This window comes from Paenibacillus daejeonensis DSM 15491, assembly GCF_000378385.1.
GTDB lineage: Bacteria > Bacillota > Bacilli > Paenibacillales > Paenibacillaceae > Paenibacillus_D > Paenibacillus_D daejeonensis.
Genome location: NZ_KB899676.1, coordinates 60,356 through 80,884, shown reverse-complemented (window position 1 = coordinate 80,884; position 20,529 = coordinate 60,356). Strand labels below are relative to the sequence as shown.

Below are 20,529 nucleotides of genomic sequence, written 5' to 3'. Positions count from 1 at the left end.
TCAATGCCGAAATCAACGATCCATAAAAATTTACATAGACATCTGTAGTCTCATTTGCTATTATGTGGCCATACATAATAAGAAACGATGTATTACATTATAAAACTAATTTGAAAGCGCTTAAAGGAAGTGCAGAATGAAGAACACGGGAATCAAATTTTTAATTCGTTCTTTACTCGGAAAAACGATCATTCGAACGATCTTATTCTCCTATTTGGTTGTAAATATCCTGCTGTTATTATTGCTCGGATTGTTATCGGTTCGCGATTCAACAGAAAGTCTGATCCGGGAAGTGACGCAGTCCAGCTATAAAGTGATGGAGCAAGCGGCACGTGGTCTGAGCTTTAATCTAGAAGAGGCTACTCGCTCACTTGTCCTTCTGGCTGGCGATCATTCCGTTCGCAGGATGATGATACCAGGCAGGGGAATAGATATTGGAGGACGAATCCAGCATGAAAGGAATATCGCTGACGTAGCTTTCGGTGTTTCTTCTTTGCAGTCTATGGTTAGCGATATTTTAATCTTAGGCAAGAATGATTATATAAACAATCTGGATGGAAGAAAATCTCTGCAATGGGACTATTCATTCACTAATCAGCCTTGGTTTAGGCAGGCCATTTCGGAAACAGGAAGCAAAGGCTTCATAGCGCTTGGACTTCATATGCAGGACTACTATTTCAGAACTAATATATCAAAATATAATCTGCCTACGTTATCTATCGCGCTTCCCGTAAAGGATTATACGCTCAAGACGATCGGTGCTGTTGTCGCTAACTTGGATATTGCCAAAATCAATGCGCTGTTTGAATTAAGCTCCTATAACAATGAAAGCATTTTTATGATCGATAATGAGCATAACATCATCGCACACCGAGAGATTGCTGCAATCGGCACCAAGCTGAGCTTTACAGGCATCGAACGTATTTATCCCGGATTTTCTGGAAGTTTCATGGCAGAGCTTGATGGAGATCAAACACTTGTTATTTTTCACCCTACGGCTGTAGAAGGCTGGAGTATCATCTCAACGATTCCCAAGTCGGTCATTAACGAACAAGCAGACTCGTTAAAATCTAATTTGATCGACTTTATTTGGTTGTGTTTGTTGCTTAACATTTTGATTTCAGTCTTGATCACCGCAAAAATCTCTCTCCCATTCGGAAGCTTGCTTTCCAATTTAGATAAGATAGGAAAAGATGATATTTACATTATCAAAAATAAGTACAAATATCGCGAACTGGACGTCATAGGCAATAAGTTTAGAGAGTTGGTCGTGCGAATCGAATCTCTGGTCAAGCAAAACTATCAAGCAGATATTGCCTTAAAAGAAGTCGAGCTTAAAACGCTGCAGTCTCAAATCAATCCGCATTTTCTTTTTAATACGCTGCAACTGCTGCAAACCGAAATTGTTTGCGGGAATACGGAAGATTCCAACCATTTGGTGCTGTCCTTGAGCGGGCTGCTGCGATACTCTATGAAACAATCAGAAGAGATGGTGGAGCTAAAACAGGAGATTCAAAACGTCAAAGATTATTTGTATATCGTGAACAAAAAATATGACAATCGAATTGATATAAAGTTTCACATCCCAGATGAGGACGTTTTGAAAAATAGAGTGCTTAAATTGCTCCTCCAGCCACTTGTGGAAAATGTAGTGCTTCACGGATTTGGGGAAAATCCGCAATCAGCAAAAATGAAGATTCGTGTGGTGACCGTCAAAACGGGGATTCTAATCGTGATTCATGATAACGGAAGAGGAATAGAGAAGAATCGATACCGTCAACTTGCAAGCCAATTGAACAATCAGGACATGAAGCCGGATAGCATAGGTCTATTCAACGTCAATCAACGGATTCGTTTAAAATTCGGACCTCAGTATGGATTGAAGCTCCGAAGTAAGGAAGGCGTATTCACAACGGTGTACATTGTGTTGCCTAGAAATTAATATCTTCAAGGGGGGGATCGAGTTGAAGCTGCTTATAGTAGACGATCAACTATCATTGCATCGATATTTAGACAAAGTGATGGATTGGGAGGAGCTTGGACTAACGAATGTTGAGCATGCTTATGATGGGGAGGAAGCGGCAACCATGGTCGAACAATTTCTCCCGGATCTCATGATCATGGACATTCATATGCCGCTATTAAACGGTATTCAATCGTTGGAGCGAATGCAAGGGTTAAAAAAAATACCACAGACCATTATCTTAAGCGCTTATGATGAATTCGAATACGCGAGGGATGCGCTTCGACTCAAAGCTTCCCAGTATTTGTTGAAACCAGTGGATGCACAATTGCTTAAAAAATCGTTAAGCGATTTAATTGAAACGTCCATATTGGCTGCCCGACAAGCGATTCTCAGCGAAATGAATCAAACGGTGTACTCCGGACAGATTGATGCAGAGTCAATCCTGAACGTGCAGAAGGCATTCGAAATTCTGGACATCGATCGTTATGCGATTGTGACATTCGAGGACAGTCTGCACTCGGAGATTGATTATTCATGCTTAATGCAGGGACAAACAGAGATCAACAACCACTGTATCATGTGCACGAGACACCGCAACGGGCAAATCGTCTTCGTGGGTGGGGGTGAAGATTTAACTGATGATCGATTGCGTCAAATCAGTGAAACGGTGATGGACAATATCGCGACATCAACAGACACCTTGTCCGTCGGAATTAGCTCGATTGCCCAAGATACCGCATACCTGCCACAATTAATTACGGAGAGTACGCAAGCCCTTCGCTCGCTCGCTTCGGGAACCAGATTCAAGCTGAGAGATGCTGTCCGCCGAATTAAAACGTATGTAGAAAACGAATATCAAGAGGATTTAACTTTACAAACGGTTGCAGACCGATTCGATATTGATAAGTACCAATTAAGTCGTGCATTTAAACAGGAATTCGGTATTAATTATTGGGCGTATGTCACGCAAGTAAGGATGAATAAAGCCGCGGAGCTACTCATTGGCACGAGTTTGAGGAACATACAGATCGCAGAGCATACCGGGTTTTTGGGCGAAAGTCACTTTAGCCGCGTGTTCAAAAAATACTATGGAGCTACGCCTAAGGAGTATCGCGAAGCGTATGCTCGTCCGATCTAATCGGATTGAGACTTGTGCAAGATTTGGCAACAACTGATGCAATGATATGAATTTAAATTTGAGTGAGCACAGACTATACTTTCCTTGTAAGCACTTACAAAAGGGCTTATCACAAAAAAGGAAAAGGAGTTGTGGCTCAATGCGCAGAATGATGGCTCTCTTGGTTTGCTTTGCAATGCTAGCCGGTTTAGTCGTTACCAACCATGCGGAGGCAGCGCAAGAACCTAATGACACGTGGAGGCAGGTCGACCCTGCGAATGTCCAGGTTGGCAAAAGCTACCTCGTCGTGTCCGAGCACGGCGCGCTATCTAACGCTCAAGCGACAATCAAGACACCTGGCGACGTCACCGGCGATACTCAGGTTGGCATGGCTTCCAAGCCTGTCACCATCGAAGGGGACCTCATTACATCCGAAGTAACCGACGACATGATCTGGCAGTTTGGCCGCGGCGCCAACACGGCGGCGACATCCGGCGGTCTGGGTGAAGGCCCGGGTTACTATCTACTAAATAACGCCCCTGGCGCAGGCGCAGGCAAGGAACCGCTGAGAAGGGAATCGAGCTTCAACGCTCAGCATGCGCCGCTCAACACGACTGGCGCAGCCATCAATGGCAACCAGCAGAGCATGCTGCTGCATGTGCTGGATGAACAAGAAGGCACAGTGTCCCTGTACATATGGGGTGGGAATAACCAGTGGAACTTTGCTCTGACGAGTACGGAAGACGGCTTTACCTCGAAGAGCAGGACAGCGAACACGACGAGTGCTGCGCAGCTGCTGGAGCAGATTAATGAGACACCGGCCTTGCGACTGTATGAACCAAACGTGACCGCTGGCGTTCAGCACTACGTCATGGCATCCACTGGCGCGAATGGCAGTATCAGCCCATCCTCCCTGGCCGGCCATGTCTGGGTCAACGATGGGGAAGACGTGACCTTCACCTTCAACCCTGCGTTCGGGTTCGAAGTGGATACCGTGACAGTGAACGACGAAGAAGTGACGGTGACAGACAACACGTACACCATTGAGAAGGTTGCCGCCAGCGGCACCACGATCCACGCGACCTTCAAGGCGGCTGCAAACGCAGGAGAGCTGCCGTTCACGGTGTATAATGACATCTTCTCCGTCGGCAACGTGACGACAGCAGCGATCATCGATCTTGGGGAAGGCAACGCGGCCAACCTGGCTGACCTGAGCGCCGACATGTTTACGGCAGCTGGCAAAAGCACAAGACTCGACGGTACGACCAACATTTTCGACGGCTTCCGTAATATTACCAGAGTCTATGTCAACGACGCTCCCGAGCCGCTCGGCTACATCTCGCCCGCACCGGGCTCGGATAACCTCGTCAAGGATACGCCTGCAAGCGGACGCTACATTATCGTAGAGTTTGAGTTCTGGAATGCCAACGGCTACACCTCCGGCGCGATGGTGTCGGGCAACCTGCAAAACGCCTTCTCGGCGATCCTTAATTATCGCATCAACGTGGATCGTGAGATCAAGCTGACAGACGGCTCGACGATCACACCAAGATTCACGCAGGCAGCGGTCGTCAACCCGGCACTCGACAAGTTTGTTCCTGACAAGACGAACCCGGGCGGAACTGGGAGCATGGACATCCTGATATCGGTCGACGAGTCTTGGGAAGAGCAAGGTCCGCTTCCATTGTTCATCTACAACCATGGCGGCGGCCGTGGCGGCCCTTCGGGGGACTTCTTCGCACCGATGCAAACGGCAAATGGCGCAGCTGTACTTTCCAAACGCCAACTGGAGAACCCTGGCAAGTACAACGCGCACATTATAGCTACGCAGAACCACGCGAACAATCAGGACAATAACGCGGCTCTTATCGCTTACGTGGAGAAACTGGCTGCTGAGGGCAAGGTGGATCTGAACCGCGTCTACATGTCCGGCTTCTCGATGGGCAGCATGTACACCCTTGGTTTCTATAGCCGCAATCCAGAGTTCCTCTCTGCCATCGTTCCACTTGCAGGAGGCAGCTTGCCAACCGAGGCACAGCTTAAGGAGAACCCCGAGCTTGCAAATACGGCCATATGGGCGCATACGCACAAAAATGACGGGGCTGGTAATAGCTGGACACAATATTTCTCAACAGGCGCTGGCGTCAGCGGTTTGTATGCAAATGCCAACGTGAACGTTCTGGAAACCAACCAAGCTTTTAATTTCCCGTATTTTGGATATGACTGGACACCGCATGAAACCGAAGCTCAAGTCTACAGCAACCTTCTTGGCCAATCCAACGCCAGCTTCCGATATGGCCCAAGCCAAGAAGCGTTCGCAGAAAAGAACATTTTTGATTGGATGTTCGCGCAGTCCAGAAACCAGGCGACTAGCTCAGCCGAATTGTCAGGTCCAGCTCAAGTGCAGTCTGGCGCTACATTCGAGGTGACCTACAGTCTTGAAGGCTTGGAAGAGGAAGTATATGCCCAAGACATTACAATCGAATATGACGCTGATAAGCTAGAGCTTGTTGGCCAGCCCGTAACCGTGGATGCCGATAAGTTCGTCATTGTAGGCACAGACCACAGCCAAGTAGGCAGCATTCGAATTCTGGGCATTCATTTGGATGACAGCGTACAAAATCCAAACCAGAATCTCTTTAAGCTCAGCTTCAAGGCCAAGAACACAGCGGGAATTGCAGATATCGCAGTAACGCTTGTCATGCTGGCAGATGGCGAGGGAATCGAGGCGGAAATTAATGGCGGTACGCATTCCGTTGAGATTGTGAAACCTGTCATCCCAGGCGACGTGAACAATGACGACAGAGTAAGCGTGGGTGACCTGGCGCTCGTTGCCAAAGCGTATGGCAAAACGTCAAGCAGCCCAGATTGGGATGAAGTGAAGATCTACGACATGAATAAGGATGGAAAAATCGACATTGAAGACCTTGTCGCATTGGCTCGTTTCATTCTGCAGTAAGCTCTATACCACGGGGGCCGGCGGGATGCCGACCTCCGTTTCTCCACTCCTTTAAATTCACAGAAAAGGATCGATCCCATGATGAGACGTAAAGTACTATGCCTATATTTAGCTCTGATGCTATCGATAGCTGTTATTCCTTTCACCGCTTTTGCCCAGGATGCTTCCTTTACCTTGACCGTAGACAATGAACGCCCAGCAGTCGGTCAGACGATCCAGGTTACTGTAACTGGAGACCACTTGACCGATGTGTACGGCTATGAGATAAACCTTACCTTCGATCCAAGTCGCTTGCGTTATGTAAAAGCGGAAAGCTCCTTGCAGGGCTTCTCCGTTCCACTGGCCCCTAAGGGTGGGGAGCTTGTATTTGCCCATACGAAGGTTGGCAGGGTTGCTGGTGAAAACGGAACGGTGGTTCTGGCTACGCTTTCGTTTGAGACCATCGGTACGAGCAATGACCCGACAGCGATCGAGCTTAAGCAGGTGAAGCTTGTGAAGAGCGACCTGTCCGCTGCGACTCAAGTAGCCAATGTAAATCTGAGCGTGATACCTGCCGATGCCGATATTACTCCACCGCCAGCGGTAAGCTTCACGGACCTTGATAATCACTGGGCTAAACAGGAGATTGAGAGAGCAGCGGGACTTGGTTTCGTGAACGGTTATCCCGACGGCACGTTCCGTCCGCAGAATCATGTAACCCGAGCAGAGTTTATCGTGATGATCGCCCGGGCGATGGAGCTTACATCCAAAGGCGGGGAAGCCTTTGATTTTACCGATCTGGACGCGATTCCGGGTTGGGCCAGGCCGTCTGTTACGGAGGCCCAATTGGCGGGTGTGATTACGGGGTACGAAGACGGAACCTTCCGTCCCAACCAGCTGATCAACCGCACCGAAATGGCCGCCATGGTGATGCGGGCATTGAATGTTGTGCCTGACCAAGGATTGAAGCCGACATTTACGGATACCGACCGCATTGCAGCGTGGGCTCATCCTGTCGTTGCTGCGGCAGCCGATGCGGGACTGATCAATGGTAGAGGCAATAATCAATTTGTGCCTGCGGCTAATGCGACCCGCGCGGAGGCAGTGGTCTTGATCTTGAGAATGATGGACTTCGAATCGACGGATTAATACGGAGGCCACAAAAAAGGGGAAAAAGGAGTTGTAGCTACATGCGCAGAATGGTGGCTCTCTTAGTTTGCTTTGCAATGTTAGCAGTTTTAGTTGTTTCCAATCATGCGGAGGCAGCGCAAGAACCAAACGACACGTGGAGGCAGGTTGACCCTGCGAATGTCCAGGTTGGCAAAAGCTATCTCGTCGTGTCCGAGCACGGCGCGCTATCTAACGCTCAAGCGACAATTAAAACACCCGGCGACGTGACCGGTGACACGCAGGTTGGCATGGCTTCCAAGCCTGTGACCATCGAAGGTGACCTCATTACCTCCGAAGTGACCGACGACATGATCTGGCAGTTTGGACTCGGCGCCAACACGGCGGCGGCATCCGGCGGTCTGGGTGAAGGCCCGGGCTACTATTTATTAAACAACGCTCCCGAACCAGGCGCGGGCAAGGAACCGCTGAGAAGAGAATCGAGCTTCAACGCCCAGCATGCGCCGCTCAACACCACGGGCGCAGCCATCAGTGGTAACCAGCAGAGTCTATTGCTGCATGTTCTGGATGAACAAGAAGGCACGGTGTCCCTGTACCTTTGGAGTGGGAATAACCAGTGGAACTTTGCTCTGACGAGCACGGAAGACGGCTTCACCTCGAAGAGCAGAGGGGCGAACACGACGAGCGCCGCTCAACTGCTGGAGCAGATCAATCAGACACCGGCACTACGGCTCTATGAACCGAATGTGACTGCCGGCGTTCAGCATTACGTCATGGCTTCATCCGGCGCGAATGGCAGTATCAGTCCATCCTCCCTGGCTGGCCATGTCTGGGTGAACGATGGTGAAGATGTGACCTTCACGTTCAACCCGGCGTTCGGGTTCGAAGTGGATACCGTTACAGTGAACGGCGATGAAGTGACTGTGACAGACAACACGTACACCATTACGAATGTTACCGCCAGCGGCACCACGATCCACGCGACATTCAAGGCGGCTGCAAATGCAGGGGAGTTACCGTTCAGCGTGTATAACGACATCTTCTCCGTCGGCAACGTGACGACAGCGGTTGTCATTGATCTTGGGGAAGGCAACGCGGCCAACCTGGCTGACCTAAGCACAGACATGTTCACGGCAGCCGCCCGGAACACCAGGCTGGATGGCTCGACACTCATTTTCGATGGCTATCGTAATATTACGAGAGTGTATGTCAACAACGATCCTGAGCCGCTTGGCTACCTGTCACCCGCACCTGGATCCGATGATCTCGTAACCGAAACACCCGCTAGCGGACGCTACATTATCCTCGAATTGGAGTTTTGGGATGCTTACGGCTATACATCGGGGGCCATGGTGTCGGGCAACCTGCAAAACGCCTTCTCGGCGATCCTCAATTACCGCATCAACGTGGATCGTGAGATTAAGCTGACAGACGGCACGACCGTAACCCCGAGATTCACGCAGCAAGCGGTAGTCAACCCGGCGCTCGACAAGTTTGTTCCTGACCAGACGAACCCGGGCGGAACAGGGAGTATGGACATCCTGATTGCGATCGACGAGTCTTGGGAAGAGCAAGGTCCGCTTCCATTGTTCATCTACAACCATGGCGGCGGCCGCGGCGGCCCTGCGGGAGACGCCTATGCACCCATGGCAACCGCGAATGGCGCAGCGGTGCTCTCCAAACGCCAACTGGAGAACCCTGGCAAGTATGACGCGCACATTATAGCTGCGCAGAACCATGCGAACAATCAGGACAATAACGAGGCTCTTATTGCTTACGTGGAGAAACTGGCTGCTGAGGGCAAAGTGGATCTGAACCGTGTCTATATGTCCGGCTTCTCAGCGGGTAGCGGGTATACAGTGGGCTTTTATAAGCGCAATCCTGAGTTCCTCGCAGCAATCATTCCGATTACAGGACAAACGGTTGTTTGGCCGACTTCAGCAGAGGTTAACGCGAACCCGGAGCTTACAAAAACGGCGATATGGGCGCATGCTCATATCAATGACACCACGACCGGTAATCTCTGGAGAGAATACTTCACAACAGGCGCTGGTTTGGATTTAAATGCGAATGCGAATATTTTGGAAACCAACAAGGCCTTTAATTTCCCATACTACGGTTATGACTGGACGCCACATGAATCTGAAGCTCAAGTGTTCAGTAACCTGCTTGGCCAATCCGATACCATCTTCAGGTATGGCGCAAGCCAGGAGGCGTTTGCAGAAAAGAACATTTTTGATTGGATGTTTGCACAGTCCAGAAACCAGGGAACTGGCCCTGTACTACCAGGTGACGTGAACAATGACAATAGAGTAAGCGTGGGTGACCTGGCGCTCGTTTCGAAAGCGTATGGCAAAACCTCAGACAGCCCAGACTGGGATGAAGTGAAGATCTACGACATCAATAAGGATGAAAAAATCGACATTGAAGACCTTATCGCATTGGCTCGTCTGATACTGCAATAGTGTATAGCACGGAGGCCGGCATCATGCCGGCCTCCGTTTCTATGTTCGAGGCGAACGAAGAGTACGGCTTCTGAAGCCACCACTAAAGCTCCCCGTCGTATATGCTTCGTCAGCCATATTTTCAAACCAATTTATATGAAATTTCAACCTTATTCCAACGTAAATCGAGTAAATCTCTAAATAAGCTTGATATTTCAAGCTTATCTGGACTCTATGCTTCCTATGTGGTCAAATAAGTATGAAATATCAAGCTAAATGGCATGGCTCAATCCAATCGTTGGCGCTAGGCTGAGTATGACTATTTCGTGCAACCTACTTTCTCCTAAAGTAAATCCCTATACCTAGATTATAAATAGCATGCGCAAGGATGGAAGGAATCAGTGATTCCGTGAAATAGAACAATAAAGCAAAGATTAATCCGTTGAAAAATACTAGTCCGTAGGCTAAATAGATTCCCTTATACTGCGGAATATGAATCAGCCAAAATAACAGAGTGCTTAGGATAACTACAATTCCATCTACAACAGGGGTATAACCAACAAATAATCCGATGAGTACGCCCCGAAAGAAGAACTCTTCAAAAAATCCGCCCCCCAGTGAACTTACGGCAATCCCGCTGGGCGTCTTCATTAGGTGAAGGATCATTTCCCCACCCTCTGATTGAGGAAGTTCGATCTTTGTTTTTACGATAAGAGCCACAGAAACAGCGACCACAATTGTACCCACGATTAAACCTAGTAAGGTAACCTCAAGAAAAGACATGTCGTTTGGAACAAACAATGAGAGGATATAGGGTATGATCGAACCCCATTGAAAAATGGCGATAAGAACGACTCCTAAAATTAGAAACGGCATTAAGCCTAACATAATTTGAATCAACAATTTATTATGCTGTCGAGCGCTTAATTCACTCATATTTTAGTCCTCCTTCTCTTCGTACGGGGAGTTATACAACACCTGAAGCGCTTCAGCGAAAAATTCTACCATATCCGTAGGCAACAAAGCTTTGAACATCTCCGATTGTTTTTCCGAGCCCATTTCTGAATTGAAAAGCTCATTTATAGATGCTGGAACCATGGCTAACAGTTCCTTTAATTCTCGTTGTACTTCTTGACTATCAGGGCCTAGTTCATTGTGGATTGCTTCTTGAAAAAATAACAATAACCTTCTGTTTAATCGGTCGAATGCAATTTGTTGTTGTTTGGTTTTGGGCATGATTTGTTCTACTGTGTTTGAAGAGAAGTAATGCTTTAATATCGTTCTTTGATCTTCCTCTAAACGAATGGCATTCATGAGCAGCATCATATCTTCGTTCGTTAAATCACCCGTTTCATGGATGACCTTCTTTATTCGAGTCATCATCGCCAAGGACGAGTTAATTTTATTTCTTTGATCGAGTAGTACAGCCTCTTGCATGTCTACCATTTCTCTAAAAGAATAAGCAGTCTCTTCAAGCATTTGTTTAATTTCGTTTAATGGCCAGCCCATACTCTTGAGCAATTGGATGTTATAAAATTTCTTTAACTCATCTCTAGCATAGATTTTCTGATTGGAATCGTTTTTCTTTTCAGGAACAAGCAGCCCAATTTTCTCATAATATCTTAATGTCCTTATCGTCGTATTGACAGCTGTGGCGAATTTCCCCACTGTAAGTTCCATATCGTCACTCCACATCCAGTTCCAATTTTGTTTTACAAGTACCGTGTTTTTCATTATAAACGGTGACGTAACGTTCTACTCAATACCTATATTTAATTAGCGAAAAAGAAAGGGATGATCTTGATTTTGTTGAATATCAAAACTAAGAATAAAGGGGGATGGGCGGGGACAGAGTGGTGGGATGAATATTTTTACGCGATTTTAGCAGAAGAGTGGAGTTAGTCTCAAAATAAAAGGCTGGGCGCGAAAACGCAAGGTTTTCCGTCCAGCCTTTTGTAGGCAATGAACGTCTTACTTTTGAGAATACTCTGTCCAGCTATTATTTAGCCAGATATTCGACGAACCTTACAAAGATTGTGGCTACTTCGGCGCGGGTAGCTGTGGCTTTGGGAGCAAAAAGATTGTCCGGGTTGCCTACTACAATGCCGCTGCCATGTAGCGCCTGAACGGCCTCCGTCGCCCATAAGCTGATCTTACGCTCATCTGCGAAGGGGATAGCGTCGCGTTCAGAGAGCTCATAGCCCTTGTACTTCATGTAGTTGTACAGGATCACCAGCATCTGCTCGCGTGTCATCGGTGAGTTCGGGTCAAACTTGTCGGTGCTGGTACCCTTGACGATGCCTTTTTCGGCCGCCCACTCGACTGCCGCTGTGTACCACTGTCCATCTGCCACGTCGCTAAAGCGGGAACTCGTGTAGTCGGAGTGGTCTGTGTTTTCAAGATTAGCCAATACTTGCACGAACATGGCGCGCGTCATTGCGGTGCCTGGTGAGAAGGTCGTGGACGTCGTGCCGTTGAACAGATCGTAGATGTAGGCGGAATTCACATAGCCATAGAACCAGTCGTTCCTGTTGACATCCCCTAAAGGATTACTCGATATCACGATGAAACCCAGTGGATTGGCGCCATCGAACGCAAGCTCGGTAGCTTCACGGATGTTCAGCACCAGGCCGTTTTCTAAGCCGAAGCTCGCGCCGGCCGGTCCTGCCACAACCGTGCCGCCGCTCCGTATCTTCGATCCTTCATGGATATTCATCTGATGACCGTTTGGCAGCTTCGCCTGCGCGTTTCCGCCGAGGACTGTGACTGTACCGTCGTCAGCTATCGTCGATCCGCCAGGAAGTGTCACGGTAATATTGCCGCCGGGCAGTGTCGCTTCAGCGCTCTTATCCGTTGGGATGGTCACCTTGCCGCTCACGTCGATCGTTGTCCCTTCGGGTACCTTGATTGTTGTCCCGCCCTCGGTCGCAAGCTCTCCACCGCCGGGCAACGTGGTGTTACCGTCCTTGTCTGTGAGCGCGGGCTTATCCTGCGGTGTATTCAAGGTGTAGGTCGCCTTCGACGGACCGCTGTCTGTTCCGCTGCCCGTATTGCCGCTGCTGTCGACAGGAGGGTAGTAAATAGGATACGTCGGCGTTGGTCGCGTCGGCGTAGCTGTCGCAATAATCTCCGCGCTCTCGCCCTTTTCGTTCACTGCGACGATCTTGAAGGTATAGGCTTGGCTGTTGGTCAGGCCTGTGAAGGTATGCTGGGTCGCCTCCGCGCCCAGTGCGACCGGCGTCATCTCGCCATGCCAGACCTTGTAGCCCGTGATCGCGCTGCCGCCGTCGTCAGCCGGAGCTGTCCAGCTCAATACGACCTGTCCGTCACCAGCCGTCGCCTTGAAGCTGCGCGGCGCATCTGGCGAACCTGGTTTTCTCTGTGCGAACATCCAGTCAAAGACGTCGGTGTAATCATTGTTCCAGGCTGGCAGGTTAGCGGACTGCGCCGTTGGAGCCATGCTCCAGGTTCCCATCGTGAACTGGTTGTACAGCACTGCCGCTTCAACCTCGTGCGCGATATAATCCGGCAGAACAGGATCGTTCGCAGGATTCGGCCTCAGATTCGGTTGGTCGAATTGGTTGTACGGCCAGGTCAGCGCCTCGTTGCTCTCGAAGAGCGAAGCACGTGCATTGGTCATTTTCGGCATATTGGTCGTGATGTAGGTATTCAGGTTCGTCTGGTACGTTCCCGTGTTATGGGCATTTAAAAACATCCAATAGGCCAGGTTGGCATGAAGCTCGTTGGTGCTTGCCGCTGGCGAGCCGCTGACCGGTGCCATAGGCGCGGCAGCCGCGAAGAAGCCAGGGAAGCTGTTGACCAAGTTGTTCGTATACTGGCCGCCCCACGAGAAGCCCGCCGCATAGATACGATTTGGGTTTACTTCGCCGCTGGCAACAAGCGCATCTATAACCTTTTTGACGTTTTCTGTGGAGGGGGTGGAGATGCCGTTATAGGAAATATTGAGAATATGACTGGCGTATTTGCCCGGGTTTTGTTCGATTTTTTTCATCAGAGCGACCGAGCCGTTAGCGGATTTCATGGCCGCTTTTTGGTCTGTCGCCGAGTTGGTGCCGCCGCGCGACATGCCGTGGGTATAGACATACAGCGGCAATCCTTTGACCACTTGACCGTCTGCATCCTTGTGCAGGTAGAGTGAGTGATTGACGGAGTTGTCCGTGTGTGTCGTAAACTTGTCGAGAATCGGATTGACCACCTTCTCCTGCTCAAATACGACGTTGCGAAGCGGACTTCCTTCGGTCAGTACGATCTCGCCGGTTTGAACGATGGTGTACACCTGCTTGGTCGAGTTGCTGCTGCCATCGAGCGTGGTCTTCCCGCCGGTCGACGTATAGAACTCCGCCTCGACGACGATGTAACGGCCGCTCGCCAGTCCCTCCCGATAGTCGGGCGAGTTGCTGATCGGGCCTTTATAACCGCGAACCTTCGGCTCGTCGTTGGCGTATACCCTTGTAATCTTGCGCGGGCCTTGGGTAATCACCGCATCGCCGTTTAAGGTCGTGTCCTTGCCGTACAGAGTAAACAAGTCCGGGTTAAGCGCGGAGCCTAACGCTGCTTTTCCCTCGCCTAAGTCAATAATGACAGCCGTCGTATATTCGCCGCTGGCAAAATTGTCATTCCACACAATAAAGGGCAATACCCTTGCGTCCGGATCGTTTTTGAAGGTTGCGTGAATGGTATGGTTAGCCTGAATATTCGTCAACGTATACTTGCCTTCCGATATTGCGACGGTTTGGTCGTCGACCGTAACGGTATCGACAACTTTGCCGTAATCGGGGGTGAAGGTAAAGGTTTTGTCTGAGCCCTTGGCTACTCTCAGTACATCGCCGGGTGGGACCCAATCCAGCTTGCCGCCCGGTCCCGCCGTGGCGAGAATCGAGAATCTGGCGTCCTCTTCAATGGCTGGAACGAGCTGCAGGCTGTCTGTAAAAGAGGCTGAGCTGGAGTACCCCGCATCCGGAGTTCCGAAAGCAGAGACGACTTCATAGCGATCGCCGCCCTGTGCCGTCGAGTTGTTGATATACACATCGAAGGTCAGGTTGCCCTCCTGCAGGACCAAGGTTCGCTTCGGTATCCTCATCTCCACGATATATCCGGTTTCCGTGATCTGGGTCCATGCAGCTCTGCCTGCAGCGGACTGTCCCGAGAACACGCCGGTCGAGCTGACGCGCCATTGGTTGGAGCCGTTGGAGCCGCTGCCTACATAAAACTCGAGACTGTCGTACGTATGATCTCCGCCAGCGCCTTGATAGAGATTGCTGTCATTCACCACTACGCGGGCATACAGGTAGTCGTGATCCCACAGAATCTTGGCTGTGCCCGTAGCATGGGGTCTAGGGTCGGCGGGTACTGTGCTTTTGTCAATAGGGTGCTCCATGGTTTGGTCCCAGAGCGGATCGCCTGCTCCGAGTTCGGGAGTTCCAAAGATGGCGGTAGGTGTTTCATTCGTTGCTGCGTTCTCAAGGTTGTTAATCTCGGAGGCATAGCTGGTAGGCATTAGCGACGCCAACATTACCAAGCTACAGAGGAACGCAATAATTCGGCTATAACGTTTTAGCATAAATCAAAAAACCTCCTTATTTTTTTTAGATCCTGTACGCCCAGGGCATACCAGCATCCTGTTCAGATCCGTTATGCAAACGGTTCCATTATTATGATATATTAGATCATATTGGTTTTCAATACTCCCGTTTAAAGTGGCCTATTGATTAAGGAACATATGCACCATCATTAATTGAACAGGAATCTCGATATAGCACGATTCTTAAAGCATTGGTATCCGCTGGATACTAGGCTTTTTTTGTGCTGCGGAGAAAGTGTAAAGCGCCGGAAAGATGTTAATTGACGCGAATCCAGGACGAAAATTGCATGTTTTGCGGCCGGATTATTGATCGTTTTTTTCCTGGTCCGGTGATGTTAAGCTAACGGTGTCATAGAGCGCAGCCAGCTAATGGAACCCAATATTAACGCATAGGAGGGATGTATCCAAGCTTCTGACCACCATTAATGGAAGCGCAAACAATTTCTTCATCCAAGAGAATTCCAACACACGAAAGTGGCTTACTTTGTCTTGCGAGTTCACTCATCACAAAAACGCAAAAGAAAAGGAGCAAAACTAGTGCTAAAAGGTAAAACGCTATTCATCACCATTTCCCGTATCCTCGTTGTCATCATGCTGCTCTCCTCATTCGCGTTTGCCCCGGGCCCGGCTGCTGCCGCGGAGGGTGAACAGACACTGGAACGGAACAAGCTCATTGCACAAGCCGAAGCTTTAAAAGCCGGCAACAAGGAATTCCCGCTCCAGACTAGCCGTACTAATGACGGATCCGATGTGAACAAGGCCTTTCCTTGGGTGTACGCTGACGAGCTCCAAGCGTTCGATAACGCGCTAGCCTTCGCACGTCATGCATCCACTCCCGCCGGCGAGGCCATCACCAGCTTGAAGGACGCCATTGCGACTTTCACTGGAAAGATCAAGGCTGACGGTTCAGATCCGTACTTCCGTCTGGATCCTGGCCCGGGTAAAGTTCCTGTAAAAGTGACTGCGCCCACCCATGCCTGGACGACCAGAGCGCCGCTTGATAACCGTGTGCCGGCTGACTTTGCGGGCAGTACCCACAAGGTGATTCCGTATCCTTTTGCAGATTCCCAAGGCAAATCGGATGTGCTTCAAATCAATTACGTCCATAACGGATTAAGTACGTTCGGCGGCATCAGCCTGGCCGCTCCGTTGTCCCCGGCTGTCAATGTCCCTGCAGGCGCAACGATTGAGTTTGATGTGTACTATCCGAAGAGTGCACAGGGCAAGTTCATGCGATGGAGAGTCCGCAATACCAACGCTGACCTGGATTCCTACCTCAGAGGTTACGAGTACAATAACCTCAACCCTGACTGGGTTGGCAGCTACAACGGTGAAACGTGGTTGAAGGCTCACCACAGCATCAACGCCTCCACAGGGAATTCATCGAATTTCATTCTTGAGCTCCATGGCGAGAACGGCCGCACAGCAGAAACCGGCATGCTGCTGGTCGCCAACATTATCATAACGGAGCCTGATCCCAACGGTGTTGCGCTTCCGTCCGTAGTCAACAAGGAGAATCAGAGTGTCGTTGCGCCCCTTAAGAGTATTTATAACAGGGAAAATGACCTCTTCATGGTCGGAGCGATCGGAACCGGAGCTGTTACCGGAACGAGAGCCCGGCATTATGAAATCTTTGTTAACGGCAACAATCTCAAGGCGGATGCTACACATCCCCGGGGCCCGAGCTGGCTGAAAAGTGTGACGGGTGATACCCTGAGTGGCGCAACAACTACTCCTGGCCTGGGGGAATACAATTTCCCAACTAGCTCTTATCAAGCGATCAGGGATTCCGGTAATCCTGGAGAGTACAAATCTCACGGCCATGTCTTGGCATGGTACAACCAGGCCCCTACCTGGATGAGACAGATTATTCCTGCAAACCTGCCTTCCGGATATACCGGGACAGCCCAGTTCTACGGATTAGGTAATGGCGTTACGAGCACGGTGAAGGTTGACAAAGAAAATGCCAGACGAGTGCAGTTCAACCACACCATGTATGTGATGCGGCACTTCCTGACCACAGATACGAAGTATGGCTCAAGCGAATCCCGCGGCATCATCCCCTTCAATTCATGGGATGTCCTGAACGAGGAGGTCCACGAGAGCCGTCACAGTGAGAATATCCCGGCCGATCCGAACAGCTGGAGAGCGAGCCTCAAGCACACCAACTGGCTGGTTGCACTAACGGACGATCTCATTGATGGCGATATCCGCGAGCATTATGTGTACCAGCTCTTCAAATACGCGCACATCGCGGCTCCCAACGCTAAGATGGCGGCGGCATACAAGGCCAACTATGCTGACCTGCCGGAGTTCATGAAGCTTGACGGACACGACACAGGTGGCAGCATTGACGCCTACATCACGGACAGTCCTCCGAAACTGACGTACAACGACTACGACATTGCTAGCCGGACCAAGGCGAGAACAGCATACAACATGATTCGGGCACTGAACACGGCATGGCTCACCGATCCGCTGTATGACGGCAGACCTCTTATTGAAGACATGGGAATTCAGGGCCATGATGCGGTAAAAGAGACCCTGGCCAGCGATAATCAATATGCCATGGCACTCTATGCTTCTCTTGTAGATGAGGGTCTGCTCTCTGGGATTGCTTTCTCCGAGTTTGATCTTAAGCTGCCAACTAGCTCCCCTGGTGGCGGCGCGATTGCTCCGGCAGAGCTCAATGTCAGACAGTCGGATGCTCTGGGCTATCAATACGCACTAATGTATAAACTGTTCACGCAATTCGCCCCATACATCGATCACATTATCAGCTGGGGTGTATCCGGATCTGGATGGCAGGGCAGTTATGTGCTGTTTGACGGGCAGAGCAATGCCAATGCCGGCTACTATGGTGCCATGAATCCGGACCGATTCATTCTCGGCCATTCTTACCTGGATGATTTCTTTGCTGGCGAATATGAGAAACTCCAGGATGGTTATGTAGTTGACCTTGGCGATCTTGGAACCTATACGGTCGGTGGACCCAAATCACCTGCACCTGTAACGTTAACCGGTTCAGATCGTGTATCGGCTGGAGGTTCGTTCGACCTGGTCTACGGTTTGAGCAAGATACAGGGCAGCGTATTGGCACAAGATGTGACGGTCACGTACGATACCGATAAACTGGAACTTGCCGCACCGCCAGTATCGACTGACGAATCGAAATTCATTGTAGTCGATTACAAGACAGAACCTGCTGGAACCCTCCGTATTCTGGGCGTCCATCTTGGTGAGGGACAAAGCAATCCGAATACGAACCTGATCAAATTGTCGTTCCGGGCGAAAGAGCATGCACCAGCGGGCCCCACTCATGTTGAGGTCACCCAATTGGTGACGGCAGATAGCACAGGCACGGAAACGAGTCATGCCGGCACAGTACACACCGTTCAGATCGGTGTAGTGGATAGAGCGGCATTGATCGACATGATTGCAACGGCCCAAGCTGATTATAATGCAGCAGTAGAAGGTCATCTGCCAGGCCAATACACGGCCAGCGCCAAACAAGCGTTGCTGGCAGCCATTCAATTGGCGCAGCAAGTCGCTGACAATACGGAAGCTACTGCAACACAAATTTCCGAGGCGACAGCTAAGTTGAGTCAAGCCTTGCAAGTCTTCAAAGCAGCGGTCAACGTCACAGATCGGGGCGACCTGAACAACGACGGCCGTTATACGGTCGGCGATCTTGCCTTGATTGCGAAACACTATGGCAAGACAAATACAGATCCAGCGTGGGATAGCTTCAAAGCGGTGGACGTGAACGGGGATGGCACCATAGATCTGCTTGACCTCGTTACGGTCGCTAAACTCATTCTGAACAGCTGAAACTTTCGGGATAGGATGAGTGCGGGCTTTTAATCGTAGGACGCAATATGCGAGCCTCCTATCCGTTAACCGGAAAGGGAGGCTTTTTTTGTTCCCCCATGCGCTTCGGAAAACAAGTCATGTTGTGTTAGAATAATACAATACATGAACGTTGACTGACCTATAAGGAGGCTGCCATGAACGGGAGTATTATGGCCCGCAATAACGTCAAGATATCGGGTAACGGGAAGAAGACCATTATTTTTGCCCATGGTTTCGGCTGTGATCAACTGATGTGGCGTTATGTAATACCGGCCTTTGAAGAGAACTATCGCGTAGTAGTATTCGATTATGTCGGTTCGGGGAAATCTGACATTCAAGCCTACGACGCCAATCGATACGGAAATTTAAACGGTTATGCGCAAGACATCATCGACATCTGCCATGAGCTTGAATTGAAAAACGCAATCTTTGTCGGTCATTCCGTCAGTGCCATGATTGGTATTCTTGCTTCAATTAGAGAAGTGGACTTGTTCGAGAAGTTGGTGCTGATTGGACCTTCCCCTCGCTATCTGAACGATTTTCCTGACTATATCGGAGGATTCGATGAGGAAGTGATGGAGGAATTACTGACTTTGATGGAAACCAACTATGCGGGCTGGGCGAATTACCTTGCCCCCGCAATTATGGGGAATTCGGATCAACCCCAGCTCGCCCATGAATTGGAACAAAGCTTCTGCGCGATGAACCCGCAGATCGCTCGGCAGTTTGCCAGGACGACGTTTTTGGCAGATAACCGACAAGACTTGACAGAGGTCTCAATCCCAGCCCTTATTCTACAATGCTCTCAGGACATTATTGCCCCGCTCGAAGTAGGCACCTTTGTCCATTACCAGATTCCTCATAGCACCCTGCGATTTATGGAGGCTACAGGGCATTGCCCACATATCAGTCATCCAGAGGAAACGATACAACTAATCAAAGAATACCTAGATACGGCGTGAATTCTGGCACCGGAAGGAATGTTACATGACAAATAATGAACAAATGGACGTTGAGTTCAACGCCTTATTGTATCTTACAGAAGACCATATCATTTTGGATGCCGATGACACGCTTCTAAGCTTGCTGGGCTATGATCATAAAGGCTTGTGTGGTTGTCAGTTTGAATCGATTCTGACCCCTGCCAGCTCGCTTTTTATTGTTTTGCATTTTCAACCTTTAATGAAGATGCAAGGCAGCGTTAGACAGATGAGTCTGATTTTAAAAACGGCAAACGGGCAAGATATTCCTGTTTTTCTGCACGCAGATCGCCAGGTGCGGGAGGGGCAGGTCATGTATTTGTGCCGAATTAAACGTAGGTAGTTTATCATTGGAGAGTATTAAAGCGCGATACAGCGCTTTTTTTATTTGCCTATAGAAGCAACTTCAGAAGGAATAATAGCCTATCATGTCGAATGTTCATTTTAAAAAAATGAAAGCGGTTTAATTTTTGGTGAACTTTTTGCAATAAGGGGAGGAGAG

11 protein-coding genes are annotated in these 20,529 nt (G+C 49.6%); 8 read left to right on the top strand and 3 right to left on the bottom strand.

Features of this window, described 5'->3' with window-relative positions:
• The first annotated feature begins 136 nt into the window (after positions 1–136).
• The 5 genes from F556_RS0129355 to F556_RS0129335 all read left to right on the top strand — a co-directional run bounded on the left by F556_RS0129355 (position 137) and on the right by F556_RS0129335 (position 9,614).
• Positions 137–1,942 carry a cache domain-containing sensor histidine kinase gene (locus tag F556_RS0129355; protein WP_020620578.1) on the top strand — a complete coding sequence of 602 codons (1,806 nt, stop codon included), beginning with the start codon at positions 137–139 and terminating at the stop codon, positions 1,940–1,942.
• Positions 1,943–1,964: 22 nt separating this feature from the next.
• Complete coding sequence (locus F556_RS0129350; RefSeq protein ID WP_020620577.1) at positions 1,965–3,104, top strand: helix-turn-helix domain-containing protein; 1,140 nt, start codon at positions 1,965–1,967, stop codon at positions 3,102–3,104.
• A 139-nt stretch (positions 3,105–3,243) separates the two neighbouring features.
• On the top strand, positions 3,244–6,042 hold the full coding sequence (locus F556_RS0129345) for a cohesin domain-containing protein (protein ID WP_020620576.1): 2,799 nt from the start codon (positions 3,244–3,246) through the stop codon (positions 6,040–6,042).
• 78 nt (positions 6,043–6,120) lie between these two features.
• Positions 6,121–7,170, top strand: a complete 1,050-nt coding sequence (locus F556_RS0129340) for an S-layer homology domain-containing protein (protein ID WP_157273007.1) — start codon at positions 6,121–6,123, stop codon at positions 7,168–7,170.
• 77 nt (positions 7,171–7,247) lie between these two features.
• Positions 7,248–9,614, top strand: coding sequence for a dockerin type I domain-containing protein (locus F556_RS0129335; protein WP_245583157.1), 2,367 nt, complete (start codon positions 7,248–7,250; stop codon positions 9,612–9,614).
• A 312-nt stretch (positions 9,615–9,926) separates the two neighbouring features.
• On the opposite strand, the gene F556_RS0129330 is transcribed toward F556_RS0129335, so the two are convergent.
• From F556_RS0129330 to F556_RS0129320, 3 genes are all read right to left on the bottom strand, one after another.
• The gene (locus F556_RS0129330) at positions 9,927–10,529 is read right to left on the bottom strand and encodes a CPBP family intramembrane glutamic endopeptidase (protein ID WP_020620573.1); all 603 of its coding nucleotides are present in this window, start codon (positions 10,527–10,529) and stop codon (positions 9,927–9,929) included.
• A gap of 3 nt (positions 10,530–10,532) precedes the next feature.
• Positions 10,533–11,327 (bottom strand): MerR family transcriptional regulator, encoded by a 795-nt coding sequence (locus tag F556_RS0129325; protein ID WP_083938190.1) that lies wholly within the window; start codon positions 11,325–11,327, stop codon positions 10,533–10,535.
• A gap of 265 nt (positions 11,328–11,592) precedes the next feature.
• Positions 11,593–15,174: an S-layer homology domain-containing protein gene (locus F556_RS0129320; protein ID WP_020620571.1), complete on the bottom strand. Its 3,582-nt coding sequence runs from the start codon at positions 15,172–15,174 to the stop codon at positions 11,593–11,595.
• Positions 15,175–15,732: 558 nt separating this feature from the next.
• Here F556_RS0129320 and F556_RS36745 point away from each other — a divergent pair.
• The 3 genes from F556_RS36745 (at position 15,733) to F556_RS0129305 (ending at position 20,370) form a co-directional block, all read left to right on the top strand.
• Entirely contained in the window at positions 15,733–19,026 is a 3,294-nt protein-coding gene (locus tag F556_RS36745) for an endo-1,4-beta-xylanase (RefSeq protein WP_020620570.1), read from the top strand.
• Positions 19,027–19,202: 176 nt separating this feature from the next.
• A complete protein-coding gene (locus F556_RS0129310) occupies positions 19,203–20,009 on the top strand; it encodes an alpha/beta fold hydrolase (RefSeq protein ID WP_020620569.1) in 807 nt (268 codons plus the stop codon).
• 25 nt (positions 20,010–20,034) lie between these two features.
• The gene (locus F556_RS0129305; RefSeq protein WP_020620568.1) at positions 20,035–20,370 is read left to right on the top strand and encodes a hypothetical protein; all 336 of its coding nucleotides are present in this window, start codon (positions 20,035–20,037) and stop codon (positions 20,368–20,370) included.
• The last annotated feature ends 159 nt before the right edge of the window (positions 20,371–20,529 follow it).

Coding starts and splice junctions, on each gene's coding strand:
- F556_RS0129345 (WP_020620576.1), top strand. CDS start 3,244: ATGCGCAGAATGATGGCTCTCTTGGTTTGCTTTGCAATGCTAGCCGGT.
- F556_RS0129355 (WP_020620578.1), top strand. CDS start 137: ATGAAGAACACGGGAATCAAATTTTTAATTCGTTCTTTACTCGGAAAA.
- F556_RS0129340 (WP_157273007.1), top strand. CDS start 6,121: ATGATGAGACGTAAAGTACTATGCCTATATTTAGCTCTGATGCTATCG.
- F556_RS0129305 (WP_020620568.1), top strand. CDS start 20,035: ATGACAAATAATGAACAAATGGACGTTGAGTTCAACGCCTTATTGTAT.
- F556_RS0129330 (WP_020620573.1), bottom strand. CDS start 10,529: ATGAGTGAATTAAGCGCTCGACAGCATAATAAATTGTTGATTCAAATT.
- F556_RS0129335 (WP_245583157.1), top strand. CDS start 7,248: ATGTTAGCAGTTTTAGTTGTTTCCAATCATGCGGAGGCAGCGCAAGAA.
- F556_RS0129320 (WP_020620571.1), bottom strand. CDS start 15,174: ATGCTAAAACGTTATAGCCGAATTATTGCGTTCCTCTGTAGCTTGGTA.
- F556_RS0129325 (WP_083938190.1), bottom strand. CDS start 11,327: ATGAAAAACACGGTACTTGTAAAACAAAATTGGAACTGGATGTGGAGT.
- F556_RS0129310 (WP_020620569.1), top strand. CDS start 19,203: ATGAACGGGAGTATTATGGCCCGCAATAACGTCAAGATATCGGGTAAC.